This is a genomic window from Acinetobacter sp. SWBY1, assembly GCF_002946595.1.
GTDB lineage: Bacteria > Pseudomonadota > Gammaproteobacteria > Pseudomonadales > Moraxellaceae > Acinetobacter > Acinetobacter towneri.
Window position 1 is genome coordinate 765,824 of record NZ_CP026616.1, and the last position, 17,459, is coordinate 783,282.

Annotated in this window: 15 protein-coding genes; 13 read left to right on the top strand and 2 right to left on the bottom strand. The window is 40.5% G+C overall.

Features of this window, described 5'->3' with window-relative positions:
* Window positions 1-35 precede the first annotated feature (35 nt).
* From alr to C3Y93_RS03870, 5 genes are all read left to right on the top strand, one after another.
* Window positions 36-1,112: an alanine racemase gene (gene alr, locus C3Y93_RS03850; protein WP_104852124.1), complete on the top strand. Its 1,077-nt coding sequence runs from the start codon at window positions 36-38 to the stop codon at window positions 1,110-1,112.
* A gap of 530 nt (window positions 1,113-1,642) precedes the next feature.
* Window positions 1,643-2,389 carry a beta-ketoacyl-ACP reductase gene (locus C3Y93_RS03855; protein ID WP_104852125.1) on the top strand — a complete coding sequence of 249 codons (747 nt, stop codon included), beginning with the start codon at window positions 1,643-1,645 and terminating at the stop codon, window positions 2,387-2,389.
* 51 nt (window positions 2,390-2,440) lie between these two features.
* Window positions 2,441-2,785: a phasin family protein gene (locus C3Y93_RS03860; protein ID WP_004973142.1), complete on the top strand. Its 345-nt coding sequence runs from the start codon at window positions 2,441-2,443 to the stop codon at window positions 2,783-2,785.
* Window positions 2,786-2,910: 125 nt separating this feature from the next.
* Window positions 2,911-4,683, top strand: a complete 1,773-nt coding sequence (locus C3Y93_RS03865) for a class I poly(R)-hydroxyalkanoic acid synthase (protein WP_104852126.1) — start codon at window positions 2,911-2,913, stop codon at window positions 4,681-4,683.
* An 82-nt stretch (window positions 4,684-4,765) separates the two neighbouring features.
* The gene (locus C3Y93_RS03870) at window positions 4,766-5,944 is read left to right on the top strand and encodes an acetyl-CoA C-acetyltransferase (protein ID WP_104852127.1); all 1,179 of its coding nucleotides are present in this window, start codon (window positions 4,766-4,768) and stop codon (window positions 5,942-5,944) included.
* A 167-nt stretch (window positions 5,945-6,111) separates the two neighbouring features.
* Here the strand turns inward: C3Y93_RS03870 and C3Y93_RS03875 are convergent, their stop codons facing one another.
* On the bottom strand, window positions 6,112-6,711 hold the full coding sequence (locus C3Y93_RS03875; RefSeq protein ID WP_004973138.1) for a hypothetical protein: 600 nt from the start codon (window positions 6,709-6,711) through the stop codon (window positions 6,112-6,114).
* Window positions 6,712-7,109: 398 nt separating this feature from the next.
* Here C3Y93_RS03875 and C3Y93_RS14400 point away from each other — a divergent pair, with 398 nt between their 5' ends.
* Complete coding sequence (locus tag C3Y93_RS14400; protein ID WP_004973137.1) at window positions 7,110-8,108, top strand: helix-turn-helix transcriptional regulator; 999 nt, start codon at window positions 7,110-7,112, stop codon at window positions 8,106-8,108.
* Window positions 8,109-8,455: 347 nt separating this feature from the next.
* Here C3Y93_RS14400 and mnmG read toward each other — a convergent pair whose 3' ends face one another.
* Window positions 8,456-10,336 carry a tRNA uridine-5-carboxymethylaminomethyl(34) synthesis enzyme MnmG gene (gene mnmG, locus C3Y93_RS03885; RefSeq protein ID WP_104852128.1) on the bottom strand — a complete coding sequence of 627 codons (1,881 nt, stop codon included), beginning with the start codon at window positions 10,334-10,336 and terminating at the stop codon, window positions 8,456-8,458.
* A 242-nt stretch (window positions 10,337-10,578) separates the two neighbouring features.
* Between mnmG and C3Y93_RS03890 the strand changes: the two genes are divergently transcribed.
* The 7 genes from C3Y93_RS03890 to purH all read left to right on the top strand — a co-directional run bounded on the left by C3Y93_RS03890 (window position 10,579) and on the right by purH (window position 17,353).
* Window positions 10,579-10,935, top strand: a complete 357-nt coding sequence (locus tag C3Y93_RS03890) for a hypothetical protein (protein WP_004973135.1) — start codon at window positions 10,579-10,581, stop codon at window positions 10,933-10,935.
* A 187-nt stretch (window positions 10,936-11,122) separates the two neighbouring features.
* Window positions 11,123-12,034 carry a bile acid:sodium symporter family protein gene (locus C3Y93_RS03895; RefSeq protein ID WP_004973134.1) on the top strand — a complete coding sequence of 304 codons (912 nt, stop codon included), beginning with the start codon at window positions 11,123-11,125 and terminating at the stop codon, window positions 12,032-12,034.
* A gap of 83 nt (window positions 12,035-12,117) precedes the next feature.
* Window positions 12,118-12,999 (top strand): bile acid:sodium symporter family protein, encoded by an 882-nt coding sequence (locus C3Y93_RS03900; protein WP_096900912.1) that lies wholly within the window; start codon window positions 12,118-12,120, stop codon window positions 12,997-12,999.
* Window positions 13,000-13,254: 255 nt separating this feature from the next.
* Window positions 13,255-14,157, top strand: coding sequence for a 50S ribosomal protein L11 methyltransferase (prmA, locus tag C3Y93_RS03905; protein WP_004973131.1), 903 nt, complete (start codon window positions 13,255-13,257; stop codon window positions 14,155-14,157).
* A gap of 16 nt (window positions 14,158-14,173) precedes the next feature.
* On the top strand, window positions 14,174-15,028 hold the full coding sequence (locus C3Y93_RS03910) for a DUF3426 domain-containing protein (protein WP_004973129.1): 855 nt from the start codon (window positions 14,174-14,176) through the stop codon (window positions 15,026-15,028).
* 388 nt (window positions 15,029-15,416) lie between these two features.
* Window positions 15,417-15,686: a DNA-binding transcriptional regulator Fis gene (gene fis, locus C3Y93_RS03915; protein ID WP_001086304.1), complete on the top strand. Its 270-nt coding sequence runs from the start codon at window positions 15,417-15,419 to the stop codon at window positions 15,684-15,686.
* A gap of 92 nt (window positions 15,687-15,778) precedes the next feature.
* On the top strand, window positions 15,779-17,353 hold the full coding sequence (purH, locus tag C3Y93_RS03920) for a bifunctional phosphoribosylaminoimidazolecarboxamide formyltransferase/IMP cyclohydrolase (protein ID WP_004973127.1): 1,575 nt from the start codon (window positions 15,779-15,781) through the stop codon (window positions 17,351-17,353).
* The last annotated feature ends 106 nt before the right edge of the window (window positions 17,354-17,459 follow it).

Sequence of the window (17,459 nt, forward strand, 5' to 3'; positions counted from 1 at the left end):
AAATTACCAATTGTCATTCCCAAGGAGTATTTAGGGTGCGCCAAGCAACAGTTTATATTGACAGTCAGGCACTGCAATATAATTTAAACCGTGTCAAACAACTTGCCCCAACAGCAAAAATTGTTAGCATGGTCAAGGCCAATGCTTACGGACATGGTGTAAAAGACTGCTTAGCAGCTTTAAAAGACAGCGATGCCTTTGGTGTCGCTTGCGTTGAAGAAGCCTTAGAAATTCGTGAATTGGGATATACGCAGCCCATCACCCTGATTGAAGGTGTTTTTTCTGCCGATGAAATGCAAAGTGTGTTGGCACACAAATTGGAATGTGTAGTGCATCATCAAGCACAGCTCGATTGGCTACTACAACATAAAGCTGATTATATCGCACAAGGCTTAAAAGTCTGGGTCAAACTCAACAGCGGCATGAATCGTTTAGGTTTTAAAGTTCCTGAAATTATTGATGTGATTCACATGCTCAAAGCCGAAGGTTTTACCTGTGTGTTGACCATGCATTTTGCCAATGCCGATGGCGACCATGCTTTGAATGATCAACAAGTCGCGCAATTTTTGCATGTCAAAGACAATTGCAGCCCTATTCTTGCTTCTTGCTGCAACTCTGCTGCAATCTATCGTTATCCCGAATTGCATTTTGATTATGTACGCCCAGGCATTATGCTTTACGGTGCAACGCCTTTTGCCGCACATAATGTGCATACACTCGACTTAAAGCCTGTGATGACTTTAAGCGCAGAAGTGATCGCACTAAATGAAATTGATGCAGGCGAACACGTCGGCTACGGTTCAACCTTTACTGCAGAACAAGCCATGCAAATTGCGATTGTTTCAATTGGCTATGGCGATGGTTATCCACGTACATTTGTTCAGCCAAATTTTGTTGCGATTGGTGCAAAATTAACGCCTGTGCTTGGTCGTGTGTCTATGGATATGATTGCCATTGATGTCACAGGTTTAGACGTTGAATTAGGCACACAAGTTGAACTATGGGGCAAACACCGTTTAGTCGATGATGTTGCCACAGCCAATGGTACGATTGGCTATGAGTTGTTGTGTCGTTTAAGCCCTCGCCCACAGCGCAAGGCAACCAGCATTTAACTTTCTTTTTTCGATCTGTTGCATGTAGCAGTTTTGCTGCATGCAATCGTCTAAGCCATTCTCTTTTTCGTTCTTATATTTTTCTTTTCGCTTTTTATTTTCTTAAATTCACTTTATTTCCATTCATATTGATAAAAATTTGTGGTCATCCACATTTGCATTTAGCGCTTTACAGTCATCCAAATATTTAGCTGAAAATCACACTCAAAATCTCAAGAAAAAACAATATGCTCGCGCACTGTCTTTAAACTGCCACATCGCTTCAAATTCATGGATTAATCACATTTCACTAGTTCTCAGAAGTTTGTGCTGCGCGCTACGATGAATCAATGACTTCACGACTATTTAAGCCATTTATAAAAGCATCCACATGATAAGAAAATAATCTATTACCAATATTTGTTTACTTTTGACTTCAAAGCATCATCAAACTGCAGCCTCTTTGAAATATAAAACGCTTAATTTCTAAACAAGAATAAAGAGGAAAAACTCCTTAATTTTTATAACCTTATTCTGCTTAGGAAAAGAATATGTCTGAACAAAAAGTAGCTTTAGTGACGGGTGCATTAGGTGGTATTGGCAGTGAGATTTGCCATCAACTGGTTACAGCAGGCTATAAAATTATTGCAACGGTTGTACCAAGAGAAGAAGATCGCGAAAAACAATGGCTTGAAAGCAACGGCTTTACAGAAAGCGATGTGCGCTTTGTTTTAACCAACTTAAATGAGCATGAAGCGGCTACAGCAGCCATTCAAGAAGCGATTGATGCTGAAGGTCGTGTAGATGTGTTGGTCAACAATGCAGGTATTACCCGCGATGCGACTTTCAAAAAAATGAGCTATGCACAATGGTCTGAAGTGATTGATACCAATTTAAAAACACTTTTTACAGTGACTCAGCCTGTATTTAACAAAATGTTAGAACAAAAATCTGGTCGGATTGTGAACATTAGTTCGGTGAACGGTTTAAAAGGTCAATTTGGTCAAGCCAACTACTCTGCAACTAAGGCAGGCATCATCGGCTTTAGCAAAGCTTTGGCGCAAGAAGGCGCACGTTCAAATATCTGCGTGAACGTCGTTGCACCAGGTTATACCGCAACCCCGATGGTCACAGCCATGCGCGAAGAAGTAATTAAAAGCATTGAAGCACAAATTCCTCTGCAACGTCTTGCCGCCCCTACCGAAATTGCGGCAGCAGTTATGTATTTAGTGAGTGATCATGCTGCATACGTAACAGGCGAAACCTTATCAATCAACGGCGGCTTATACATGCACTAAGCGTGTAACACCTCATTTTAATCTACAAGTTTATTTACTGGAGTGACACCCATGCTATACGGCGACTTATTTTCAAACATGAATGCTCAATACAAAAACGTGTTTGAACCGTACACCAAATTCAACAGTATAGTTGCAAAAAATTTTGCTAACTTAACCAACCTACAATTAGAAGCAGCACGCAACTATGCCAACATTGGTTTAGCACAAATGTTTGCCAATAGCGAAGTGAAAGACATGCAAAGCATGGTGAACTGCACCACCAAGCAATTAGAAACTATGAACAAACTCAGTCAGCAAATGATTGAAGATGGCAAAAAATTAGCAACACTGACTTCAGAAGTCAAAGCAGAATTTGAAAAGTTAGTCAGCGATTCAATGCCAAATAATAAATAAACACTGCTCTGAAAACCATGCGTTATCAGGACGAATGTTACGGGGAAGTGTGAAAATTTCCCCGTTTTAGTTTCAGCCTTGCACTCAATTTGATTGCTAAAAGCCATGTGCTATGGAGCGATGAAATGAAACAGAACTCATTTCAATTCAAAGAAAATATATTACAATTTTTCTCTAGCCACGATGATATCTGGAAAAAACTACAAGAATTTTATTATGGGCAAAGCCCTATTAATGACGCTTTAACACAGCTCAACAAAGAAGATATGTCTATGTTCTTTGAAGCTTTGTCTAAAAATCCAGCACGCTTGATGGAAATGCAATGGAGCTGGTGGCAAGGTCAAATGCAAATCTACCAAAATGTGATGATGCGCAGTGTGGCAAAAGACATCGAACCATTCATTCAACCTGAAAGTGGTGATCGTCGTTTTAACAGCCCATTATGGCAAGAACAACCCAATTTTGACCTGTTATCGCAGTCTTATTTGCTGTTTAGCCAACTGGTACAAAATATGGTGGATGTCGTAGAAGGCATTCCAGACAAAGTGCGTTACCGCATTCACTTTTTTACCCGTCAAATGATTAATGCTTTATCACCAAGCAATTTTCTTTGGACTAACCCTGAAGTGATTCAGCAAACCATTACCGAACAAGGCGAAAACCTTGTCCGTGGTATGCAAATTTTCCATGATGATGTGGTCAATAGCGGAAAATATTTATCTATTCGCATAGTCAATAGTGACTCTTTTAGCTTGGGTAAAGATTTAGCCTATACACCAGGCGCAGTGGTCTTTGAAAATGAAATTTTCCAGTTGTTGCAATATGAAGCAACGACAGAAAATGTATATCAAACCCCGATTCTAATCGTGCCGCCATTTATTAATAAATATTATGTGCTGGATTTACGCGAACAAAACTCATTGGTGAACTGGTTACGTCAGCAAGGTCATACGGTCTTTTTAATGTCTTGGCGTAACCCAAATGCTGAACAAAAAGAACTCACTTTCGCTGATCTGATCACCGCAGGTGCGGTTGAAGCTTTGCGTGTTATTGAAGAAATTACAGGAGAAAAAGAAGCCAACTGTATCGGCTATTGTATTGGTGGTACTTTACTTGCTGCAACGCAGGCTTATTACGTGGCAAAACGCCTGAAAAGTCATGTGAAATCTGCCACGTATATGGCAACCATTATCGACTTTGAAAACCCAGGCAGCTTAGGCGTATTTATTAATGAACCTGTGATTAATGGTTTAGAAACCTTAAATAATCAATTCGGTTATTTTGATGGTCGCCAATTGGCAGTTACGTTCAGTTTGTTACGTGAAAATACCCTGTACTGGAACTACTACATCGAGAACTATTTAAAAGGCAAAGAGCCTTCAGATTTCGATATTTTGTATTGGAACAGCGACGGCACCAATATTCCTGCCAAAATTCATAATTTCTTATTGCGTAATTTGTATTTGAATAATGAATTGATTTCACCAAACGCAGTGAAAGTAAACGGTGTTGGACTCAACCTTTCTCGTGTCAAAACACCAAGCTTCTTTATTGCTACGCAGGAAGATCATATCGCGCTTTGGGATACCTGCTTCCGTGGTGCAGATTACTTAGGTAGTGAATCTACACTGGTACTTGGTGAATCTGGACACGTGGCAGGCATTGTGAATCCGCCAAGTCGTAATAAATACGGTTGCTATACCAATACTGCCAAGTTTGAAAATACCAAGCAATGGCTTGATGGTGCAGAGTATCATCCTGAGTCTTGGTGGCTACGCTGGCAGGCTTGGGTTACACCGTATGCAGGCCAACAATTCCCTGCCCGTGCCTTAGGTAATGCACAATATCCAACAATAGAAGCAGCACCAGGTCGCTATGTTTTGGTAAATTTATTTTAATCAGTCATATAACATCAGTAATGCACATGCTATATATCATGTGCATCCACAGAAACGTGAACATAAGATTTAAGGATATAAAATGAAAGATGTTGTCATTGTTGCTGCAAAACGTACTGCAATTGGTAGCTTTTTAGGTAGCCTCGCTTCTTTATCTGCACCACAATTGGGGCAAACAGCAATTCGTGCGGTATTAGACAGTGCCAAAGTACAGCCTGAACAAGTCGATCAGGTGATTATGGGCAACGTACTCACTACAGGTGTAGGACAAAACCCTGCACGCCAAGCCGCAATTGCTGCAGGTATTCCTGTGCAAGTACCTGCATCAACGCTTAACGTGGTGTGTGGTTCAGGTTTACGTGCCGTACATTTGGCTGCACAAGCGATTCAGTGTGATGAAGCAGAAATTGTGGTTGCTGGTGGTCAAGAATCAATGTCACAAAGCGCACACTATATGCAGTTGCGTAACGGTCAAAAAATGGGGAATGCCCAGTTGATCGACAGTATGGTGGCTGATGGTTTAACCGATGCTTATAACCAATATCACATGGGTATTACTGCAGAAAATATTGTAGAAAAGCTTGGTTTAAACCGTGAAGAACAAGACCAATTGGCACTGACTTCACAACAACGCGCGGCTGCAGCACAAGCGGCTGGTAAATTTAAAGATGAAATTGCGGCTGTAAGCATTCCACAGCGTAAAAGCGACCCAATTGTATTTGCTGAAGATGAATACATCAAAGCCAATACTACCCTTGAAAGCCTGAATAAATTACGCCCTGCGTTCAAAAAAGATGGCAGCGTAACCGCAGGCAATGCTTCTGGTATTAACGATGGTGCAGCAGCAGTGTTAATGATGAGCGCAGACAAAGCTGCAGCATTAGGCCTACAACCTTTAGCACGTATTAAAGCCTATGCAATGTCGGGTATTGAGCCTGAAATTATGGGTCTTGGCCCTGTTGAAGCGGTTAAGAAAACCTTAAATAAAGCAGGCTGGAGCTTAGATCAGGTCGATTTAATTGAAGCCAACGAAGCCTTTGCCGCACAAGCACTAGGTGTTGCCAAAGAATTAGGCTTAGACCTAGATAAAGTAAACGTGAATGGTGGCGCAATTGCCCTCGGTCACCCGATTGGTGCTTCAGGTTGCCGTATCCTCGTGACGTTACTACACGAAATGCAACGTCGTGATGCGAAAAAAGGCATCGCAACGCTTTGCGTAGGCGGTGGTATGGGTGTTGCACTTGCGGTTGAACGCGACTAAGTAACCGAGCCGAAAGTACTGCACGAGTCAAAGCTATTGAATTTGATAGCTGTTCAAAGCCAGTAATAAGTTAAGACATAATGGGAGCTTCGGCTTCCACTATTTTTTTAACTACACAGAGCTTAAAATAATATTGTTGTCGATTAATTTGACATGACAAGTTCTGCTTAATCCACCGAAAGTAAGTGCTGAATATGATCACTAAAGTGATAAAAATGCATGGTATCGGGTTGCTGTTTCAGCTGTTGCCATGCGTCTACAAACGACGTCCAACCTAAATCTTTTAGGCATTGCACAATCATTTCCAATTGCGACAAAGTCTTTTCAGTCGATTGTTTTAACCGAATTTGTCGGTCTAATTGTTCAATTTTTTGCCCCAATTGGAAAAATAAATATATCTGCTGTGGTTCTGCATCTAATAGTGCTTCGCAGTCTTGTACCACATCACAAATATAACTCGCGTTATCGCACGCATTTTGAATACATTGCTGTAATTCAACATAAGTAGCTTTAGAAAACACCTGTGCCAAGTTTTGAATTTTTGTCCGTGTTTGCTCAAACTGCATCGCAAATGAAGCAGGCTGTTCTTCGTTTAAAATCAATTCATTTAAAGAAGCTGCATCAAATGCAGGCAAACAAAAGGCATGTGCATAAGTCAAAGCAGCATCATTTTGTTTAAATGGAAATTGCTGACATACATATTGAATACGGGTTAAATATCGGGCTAACCAAAAAATTTCTCGCGCATCGCTGCTAGATAAATTCACGGTTGTTTCATCCTCCTAACTCTAAGGTCTGTTGATAATTCATCGCGATAAAGCACCTCAATCGCCTTGCCCAATTAACCTACAGCACTCATCCACTCAGACCGCTTTTATTTACATAAACCTGTATCTACCATACAAAACAATGACAGGTTTTCACTTAAACACAACTATTCAATCTTGCTTTTCTAATTGATCCAAGTATGGCTTGAGGTCATAGTTTCTGATTCACTTCTATTATTTGATCAACTTTGCCCGTCCAAATTTTGTGATATTTACTGCAAAATCTGCGGTTATATTTTGCCCTTTTTCAGTAAAAAACTTGCTAATCATTCCGAGTTTTCTTATTGTGTGGAAGAACAAGTTTTCATCCGTATGAATTGACCTAGTAAATATTGAATATGTCTATACAAGAAAAAGAAACATCGAATAGTTTATATCGCCAATGGCAAATTTTATCGCGCCTTTCTACAGGTAAATGGATGGGCACACGTGAATTACACGATGTCCTGCAACGTGAAGGTATCGACATTAGTTTGCGTACGATTCAACGTGACTTAAATCAAATTTCTCAGCGCTTTCCAATTGAAAGTAATGGTACCGTACCACAAGGTTGGCGCTGGCGTTCAGATGCACCGATTCAAAGTTTACCGCACATGACCAGCTCTCAAGCGGTAACGTTTATGATGGTCGAGGAACATTTAAAACATCTGCTGCCGCCAAGTTTGATTGAAGAAATGAACCCATGGTTTGATTTGGCACGACGCAGTCTATCGACCCAAAACAATGTCCGCCAATGGATTAATCGTGTGCGAATTGTGCCTGCAACACAACCTTTAATTCCACCAGTCGTAGACCGCAATGCACAACAGGCGATATATGAAGGCTTGCTCCAAGACAAACAACTAGAATGTATTTATCAATCACGCAGCAATTCAGGCGAAGAAAAAACTTATGTGCTGAATCCTTTGGCTTTGGTGCAAAAAGGTGCGGTGATTTATTTAATCTGTACTCGATTTGACAAAACCGACATTCAAACCTTTGCCCTGCATCGTTTTAAAGCAGCCAAAGTTTTAGATTCACGCGCCTTGCATCCTGTTAATTTTGATATTGATGCCTATATTGAATCTGGCGAATTAGGTTTTAGAGTCGATTTCAGTAAAGCTACTGAAAATATTCAGCTCAAACTTACCATGCAAAAAGCTGATGCCATATACTTCGATGAAAGCCAATTAAGCAAAGATCAAACTATGGAAACACTGGAAAATGGTAATGTGTTGGTGACTGCCACTGTGCCGTTTACCTCACAATTGGTTTGGTGGTTGCGTAGTTTTGGTAAAAAGCTAATTCAGATTGAACCTGTAGAAGTTGCCAATGCGGTGCATCAAACTCAGGAATAAAAAAGCCCCAAATATATTGGGGCGATAGCATTATCGTTCTCTTTTAAATCAAATTATTGTGATTGCTGATTGAAGTTAAAATTAAAATTGACTCGGCATCGTTCAGCGTGGGCATGCCAGTTCAGCTGTACTATAACGAATGCTTTTTAAAGTCATATTTTGCTCCTATCTATGTTGATAAGTGTCACTTTAAATGCTCCTGATCTAGCTGTGAAATCATAAGATATGCAGTCGAAATCAGATTTATTCTTATACGCAACTTCTTCTTTGCTTAGCATCTGATTTACTTTGGCGCATAAAAAAGCCCGCAATTTAAATTGTGGGCTTCTTCATCAATCCATCAAACCTTAAGCAGATTTACGTGACTGTGCATTTTTACGAATGGTGATCATCACCAATTGAACTGCGGCAGGTGTCACACCTGGAATACGACTGGCTTGTGCCAAAGTTTCAGGCAAAACATGCTTCAATTTTAGCGTGATTTCACGCGATAAACCTGACACTGCATCATAATCAAAATCGGCAGGGATTTTGGTTTCTTCCAAGCGTTTTAATTGTGCGACATCTTCATGCTGACGGTTGATATAACCTGCATATTTCACTGCAATTTCAATTTGATCGCCCACTTGTGCAGAAACGTCTGAACCCGTTAATTCTGCGATTTGCGCAAAACTGATATTTGGACGTTTTAACAGATCAATCGCAGAACATTCTTTGGATAAATCTGCACCTGTCATTTCAACAAATTTTTTACCCATTGGGTTGTTTGGTGCAGCCCACAAATGTTGTAAACGCCCTGTTTCACGTTCTACTGCTTCCATTTTTTCACAGTAAGCTGCCCAACGAGTGTCATCCACCAAACCAAGCTCACGACCAATTGGCGTCAAACGCTGATCGGCATTATCTTCACGCAACATCAAACGGTATTCCGCACGTGAGGTAAACATGCGGTACGGTTCTTTGGTACCTAGCGTGATCAAATCATCAACCAATACACCAATATAAGCTTCGTCACGTTTTGGTGTCCATTGTTCCTGATCCCAAGCGCGACGTGCCGCATTCAAACCAGCTAACACACCTTGCGCACCCGCTTCTTCATAGCCAGTCGTACCATTAATTTGACCTGCAAAATACAAGTTATTAATGGCTTTGGTTTCCAAAGTGAATTTCAAGGCTTGTGGATTGAAGTAATCATATTCAATCGCATAACCTGGACGCAAAATATGCGCATTTTCCATACCACGAATTGAACGAACTAACTCGAACTGCACATCAAACGGTAAAGAGGTTGAAATCCCGTTTGGATACAATTCATGTGTATCTAAACCTTCAGGCTCCAAAAATACCTGATGCGAGTCTTTATCAGAAAAACGGTGAATTTTATCTTCAATCGATGGGCAGTAACGTGGGCCAACACCTTCAATCACACCTGTATACATCGGTGAACGATCTAAACCACCACGAATAATTTCGTGAGTACGTTCATTGGTATGGGTGATATAGCAGTTCACTTGTTCAGGGTGCATCGACACATCACCCATGAATGACATGGTTGGTGATGGGAAATCACCTGGCTGCGGAATCATGACCGAAAAATCGACTGAGCGTGCATCAATACGTGGTGGCGTACCTGTTTTTAAACGCCCAACAGGCAAATTTAATTCACGTAAACGTGCCGCCAAAGCAATTGATGGAGGATCGCCTGCACGACCACCGCTCGATTTTTCTAAACCGATGTGAATCACACCACCCAAGAATGTACCTGTGGTCAATACCACGGTTTTCGCATCAAAACGAATCCCCATTTGAGTGACTACACCTTTTACAGTATCGCCTTCTACAATCAGGTCATCGGCTGCTTGTTGGAAAATATCTAAATTGGCTTGGTTTTCTAAAGTGGCGCGAATCGCAGCTTTAAAGCGAACTCGGTCTGCCTGCGCACGTGTTGCACGAACAGCAGCACCTTTACGCGAGTTTAAAATACGGAATTGAATCCCGCTTTTATCGGCAGCCAATGCCATTGTGCCGCCTAAGGCATCAATCTCACGTACCAAATGCGACTTACCAATCCCGCCAATTGCAGGGTTACAGCTCATCTGCCCTAAAGTCTCAATGTTATGAGTTAAGAGTAAGGTTTGACGACCCATACGTGCTGCTGCAAGCGCCGCTTCGGTGCCTGCGTGACCGCCACCAATAACAATGACATCGTAAACTTTAGGATAGTGCATAATGGTCAATGAGAGATAAAAAATAAAGACGGAATATTATAGCAAAACTTGTGGCATAAGTTGACAGATTCAGTCGATTTTATTGGCTTAACCGCGCTACAAAATTAATATTTTGTAATCCAAATTTGCATTTTTACTGTACATAAAAACATTTAGACCTAAAAATTAACCAGATCACCGTTGTTTTAATTTGTCTATTTTTTATCCTAATAGCACAGATATGAGAAACAAAGGGAAACATCATGAATAAGAAAATTTTGCTGTCCTCTATGCTTTGTGGCTTATTTTTCAGTCCATTTGCAGTGCAGGCAAATGATAAAGTAGAAACCGTCTATAACGCGCAAAAATTCCAGCAAGTCTGTAAAGGTAAAACTCAGGGCGCACCTGTAAGCTTTGCTTATCGTGGGATTATCTGGAATGGTACCTGTGAACCACAATTCTTTAGTTCATCTAAAGCAGTGCAATTACAAGGCAATGAGCCTGAATTATACCGTTCTTGTATGGCAGATGCGCAAAGCACCGTCATTACAGTCAATGGTACTGAGTTAAAAGGCAAATGTGCCTTAGGCTTTACGCCACCACGCCCTGCTGCAATGTGATCAATCAGTTAATCTATATTTTCATGAACAGATCGGCTTGTATTCATTCAAACTGAAAGCATGAAAATAACACCAAAGCAGTCATTTATAAGAAGTGACTGCTTTGTTTATTGCACAAGCTCAAAAAACAATTACACTGCAAAGAGAGGGAAAATTATACCCATAAGAAAAAAATAAAGGATGTGCTATGGATTCAGGCTTTTTTACCTTTTTTCTACCACTGACCTTGGCTGTGATGATGATGGGCTTAGGCTTACAACTCACGCCTAAAGACTTTATTCGGGTCAATCAATTTCCTAAAGTCATTTTTTTAACGCTTTTTTCACAATTGGTCATTTTGCCTGTTTTAGCATTTTCAATTTGTTTATTTTTAGAATTGCCACCGCTCTTGGCAATTGGCTTAATGCTGCTTGCTGCCTCACCAGGGGGGCCTACTGCTAACTTATTTAGCTATGTTTATAAAGGTGACGTTGCCCTAAATATTACCCTAACCGCAATGAACTCTGTGATGGCGACCTTTACGCTGCCTTTTATTGTTAATTTGTCTTTTCTGTATTTTATGACCGATCAACAACAAATTGGCATGCCAATTGAAAAAATGGCACAGGTTTTTTTACTGATTATTGTGCCTGTTTGTGTAGGAATGGCGGTGCGTAATGCAATGCCACAAATTGCATTACAGTTGGGCAAACCTATGCGTTTGATGTCCATTTATTTCATTTTCGCTTTATTCTTTTATGCGCTTTTCCGCGAACGCGCCAATGTCTTTGACTATTTCAGTGCGATTGGTATCGCCACAGCGCTTTTTTGCTTTTTAAGTTTACTTATTGGTTATCTTGTGCCGTATTTGGCGGGTGTGCCTGATCAACAAGCACGCTCTTGTTGTTTTGAAATTGGCATTCATAACACTGCTGTTTCTTTAACCGTTGCGCTATCGGTTTTGCAAAGCACTGAAATTGCCATTCCTTCTGCGATTTACACCATTTTTATGTATATGTTCAGCTTTATTTTAGGGAGTATGTTAGCTAGACAATCGGCCAAACTTGCCCATCAACACAAACAGGAGCAGAGTTTAAACCACAATAAAAATACAATTTAAAACGTGAGCAAAATTAACTACATATTAAACAAACAGTTAAATATCAAATAAATTATTGTAGATGTAAAAACAAAGGAGTGTTTATGGATTCAGGATTAATCACAATATTTTTGCCGCTGGCTTTGGCCGTGGTCATGGCTGGACTTGGCTTAGAACTCACTCCTAACGACTTTAAACGGGTGAGCAAACACCCCAAAGCAGTGTTTATTGCTTTATTTTGTCAATTGGTCGTCCTGACAGCAATTGCATTCTTTATTTGTAAACTGCTGAATTTACCACCACTGCTTGCAGTCGGACTCATGCTACTAGCAGCATCTCCAGGTGGGCCAACAGCCAACTTATTTAGCTACTTATATAAAGGTGATATTGCACTAAACATCACCCTCACTGCCGTGAATTCCGTGATTGCAGCATTTACCTTGCCCCTGATTGTCAACTTTGCCATTCAACATTTTATGCAGGATGGGCAACAAGTTGGCTTACAATTTGCCAAAGTATTGCAGGTGTTTTTAATTATTATTATCCCTGTCACTTTAGGGATGTTAGTACGCCATTTTAGCCCTCAAACGGCAGACCGCTTAAACAAACCTGTGCGTATTTTTGCTGTGGTTTTTCTAATTGTGATTATTATTGGCGCAATTGCCAAAGAGCGAAACAACATCATGCTTTATTTGGCAGATGTAGGACTTGCCACTGCCCTGTTCTGTGCCTGCAGTTTATTGATTGGTTATTTTGTCCCGCGTTTCTTTGGTGTGAACAGCCAACAAGCCCGTGCCTGCGCCTTTGAAATTGGCATTCACAACAGTACCCTTGCAATGACCATCGCCCTAACCGTTATGGCAAGCTCAACCATTGCCATGCCTGCTGCGGTTTATTCTATTTTCATGTATATTTTTGCCGCAATTTTAGGCACATTACTAAATAAATTTGTGCCGACTCCTGCATCGGAGCAATCTGCATCCTAAAACAAGTCTCTCAATCATCCCCAATCCAGCAATTTGACTGTTTTGGGGATGATTGAGCGATGATGGTTCAAACAAATTCTTAACTTATATTTTTTAGAGTTATATTTTTGTCACATTATTCGACTATAAGCATAAAGCGAATTTGAAACTTCCAATCGTATAGAGTTTTCCCTTTCGCAATCCGAATAAAAAATAACAGCGTCTGCAGCAGTTCAGTTACAATAGCGCTTTCGCATTAAATTTTAGGTTATCTCCGTGAAGTGGTTACAAATACATATTACTGTTGATCAAGCGCAAGTCGATTTTACTGAAACCCTGCTCAGTTCATTGGGTGCAGTCAGCGTAACCTTAGATGATGCGGAAAATCAGGACTTACTTGAGCCACTGCCAGGTGAAACACCACTTTGGAACAAAGTCATTGTGACAGGTATTTATGCACAAGACGAAGGTGAAGAAATTGATGTTGCAGCCCTAGAAACCTTTATTCGTGCGCAAATGCCAGATGCCCCTTTACGCAGTGAATTTTTGGAAGATCAGGTTTGGGAACGCTCATGGATGGATTACTACGAGCCAATCCAGATTGCAGAGAAATTCTGGATTGTACCTGAATGGTTAGAACCACCTGAGGCAGATGCAGTCAATATTAAACTTGACCCAGGTTTGGCTTTTGGTACAGGTAACCATGCCAGTACGTTCCTGTGCCTGCAATGGTTAGGTAAAACCAATGTAAAAGATAAAGTCGTGATCGACTACGGTTGTGGTTCAGGTATTTTAGGAGTAGCGGCTTTGTTGCTCGGTGCAAAAAAAGTCTATGCGACTGATATTGACCCGCAAGCAGTTTTAGCGACCAAACAAAATGCAGAACTCAACGGTGTACTTAAAAACTTATATGTGGGACTTCCAGAAGAGTTCAATGAAACCATCGGTAATGAAAAAGCAGACATTTTGGTTGCCAATATTTTGGCAGGCCCATTAATGATGCTTGCGCCAGAGTTTGCAACTTTAATTAAATCTGAGGGCGAGTTCGCACTTGCAGGTGTAATTGAAGAGCAAGTTGCTGAAGTTTCTAGTGTTTATTCTGAATTTTTTGATATAGTACAAGTCGAAAAACGTGAAGAAAACTGGTGTCGAATTTCTGGGAAACGCCATCCCCACTAACTGTAATTTTTGAGTTATGAGTGACAAGCAAACCAAGTGCCCTGAATGCCAAACTGTTTATAAAGTATCCGTTGCGCAGCTGACCGTTGCGCAAGGGATGGTTTGTTGTCCTAAATGCGACAATACCTTTAATGCTCTTTCGCATTTGGTATTTGCCTTTCCTCAAAATAAAAACTCAGTCACATCACAATTACATCACATTCAAAACCGCAGTTTTATGCAGGCAACTGCTGAACTTGCGCAACCGCAACATATTTTAGATATTTTTCAGCGTAAAGTTGAACATTCCAATATTGATCTGAAAACCTATCTGAATAACCTCAATTATTTCAGTACTGAACCGATTGGCAACATTCCTGCCATGAAGTTGTCTGCGCCTGATCTTGAAAGCGAAAAAAAGCATGGCAATGGTTACTACTTACTTTGGGGAATTATTAATCTTTTATTGATTGGCTTGTTGATCTTCCAAATTTTGTGGTTTAACCCAAAGTTTTTAAACAGCAGCCCTGCACTGAATTCTGTGTTTACCCAAGTCTGTCAATTTTTTAACTGTAGCAGTTTAGAAGAACGCTATAGCTTAATTTCAGCAAATCGCGTGAAGGTTAAACGTGTAGATCGTATGAATACACAATTTACGGGTGAGCTGATCAATTACTATGATAAAAGCTTGGCTTTGCCTAATATCAAAGTCACTTTAAAAGAAAAACAACAAACATTATCGACTTACATCTATTCCCCACAGGAGTATTTGGTCGAAAGTCTTTCGAGCATTCAACGTATTCCTAAAAACAGTCCATTTAAGTTTGACATTTTAGTTCCAATATCACGAAACGACTTCGATGCCTATACTTTAGAAATTATCAAGCCTTAATTCACAAAAAAATAGTGAAAAAATAGCGAAAAAAATAAAAAAATTGCAGTTTTCTTGCTCACTTTTTCTCATACAATGGTATCATACGCGCCACGAAAGCTTTGTGCTGCAAACTCCTCGCAAGATTCACAACAAATATAGATCTGTCTAATGCGCTTTATTTTTATATATCGCGTACAGAGTAGATTTTTTGTTTTGATTTTGGTCTGTAACAATTATTAATGTATTGTTACGCTTAAATTTCGACCAATGCCTAGAGTTGTGGCAAGCTAAATGTTCCAGTTTTAGAACTTCCCGTTTTAGGATCTAAAACGGAGTTCATTTAATTTATAGACCACATTGATATATCACTTTATCCCAGTGATATCTGATTTTCGGATTAATTCGCATGAATAGCAAATCTCCTATTTTTACTGCACAATCTGATGTTGCTTTACGTATTCACGTAGATCGCGCAGTTCGCCATTATTTTGCACAACTACAAGGTGAACAACCTTCACAAGTGTATGACATGGTGTTAGCAGAAATGGAGAAACCTCTTTTATCTGTTGTTCTTGAATACACTCGCGGTAACCAAACACGCGCTGCTGAAATTCTTGGACTAAACCGTGGTACTTTACGTAAAAAGTTAAAAGCTCACGGTTTAATGAGTGAATAAGTGATAAAATGCTTGCGACCTCCGCAGGCATTTTTTTTACCTGCATTTTGCTAGTTTGTTTTAATCTGTAATTGAAAACTGTGACGAAGATCATGACTATTAAACGCGCTTTAATCTCTGTTTCTGACAAAACAGGTATTGTTGAATTTGCACAAGACCTTGCTGCTCTTGGGGTAGAAATTTTATCTACTGGCGGTACTTATAAGTTGCTTAAAGACAACAATATTGCTGTCGTAGAAGTATCAGAGCATACTGGTTTCCCTGAAATGATGGATGGTCGTGTAAAAACGTTACACCCAAAAATTCATGGCGGTATCTTGGCTCGTCGTGGTCTAGACGAAGCAGTCATGGCAGAACACAATATTGATGCCATCGACTTGGTTGTTGTTAACCTTTATCCATTTGCTGCGACTGTTGCAAAACCAAATTGTTCACTTGCAGATGCGATTGAGAACATCGACATTGGTGGCCCTACTATGGTTCGCGCTGCAGCGAAAAACCATGCTTCTGTAGGTATTGTAGTAAATGCTTCTGACTATGCGACTGTTATTGCAGAAATGAAAAGCAACGGTGCATTGTCTTACGAAACTCGTTTTGATTTGGCAGTGAAAGCATTTGAACACACTGCACAATATGACGGCATGATCGCCTCTTACTTAGGTGCACGTGTAGGTAAAGAAGAAGGTACTGCTGACCAATTTGCACGTACATTCAATACACAATTGAACAAAGCGCAAGATTTACGTTACGGCGAAAACCCGCATCAATCTGCAGCGTTCTATGTAGACCCTGCTGCAACTGAAGCTTCTGTTTCTACAGCGAAACAGCTTCAAGGTAAAGAATTATCTTATAATAACATTGCAGATACTGATGCCGCACTTGAATGTGTGAAATCATTTGCAAAACCTGCTTGTGTGATCGTAAAACACGCGAACCCATGTGGTGTTGCTGTCTCTTTAGACGGTATTCAAGCAGCTTATGACCTTGCTTATGCAACTGACCCTGAATCTGCATTTGGTGGCATCATTGCGTTTAACCGTGAGTTAGACGTTGCGACTGCACAAGCGATTGTAGACCGTCAATTCGTTGAAGTGATCATTGCACCAAGCATTGCTGATGGCGTACTTGAAGTGACTGGCGCGAAGAAAAACGTACGTGTACTGGTATGTGGCGAACTTCCTGCGATTGATGCACGCGCTCCACAAATGGATTACAAACGTGTCAACGGCGGTTTATTGGTTCAAGATCAAGACTTGGGCATGATCACTAAAGATGACTTAAAAGTTGTGACCAAACGTGCACCAACTGAACAAGAAATTGACGACATGATCTTTGCTTGGAAAGTTGCGAAATACGTAAAATCGAACGCAATTGTTTATGCAAAAAACCGTCAGACCATTGGTGTTGGTGCAGGTCAAATGAGCCGTGTAAACTCTGCTCGTATTGCTGCCATTAAAGCAGAACATGCAGGTTTAGTGGTTGAAGGTGCAGTAATGGCATCTGACGCATTCTTCCCATTCCGTGATGGTATTGATAACGCAGCTAAAGCTGGTATCAAATGCATTATTCAACCGGGTGGTTCTATGCGTGATGAAGAAACGATTGCAGCAGCAGATGAAGCTGGTATTGCAATGGTCTTCACTGGCATGCGTCATTTCCGTCACTAATTAAACTCATTAATTAGAAGTCGTATTTAATAATCCTCCGAAATCCCCCTTTTTTATAAAAGGGGGACTTTTCACGTAAGGGAACTGTGTTTTTATGCACAATCTC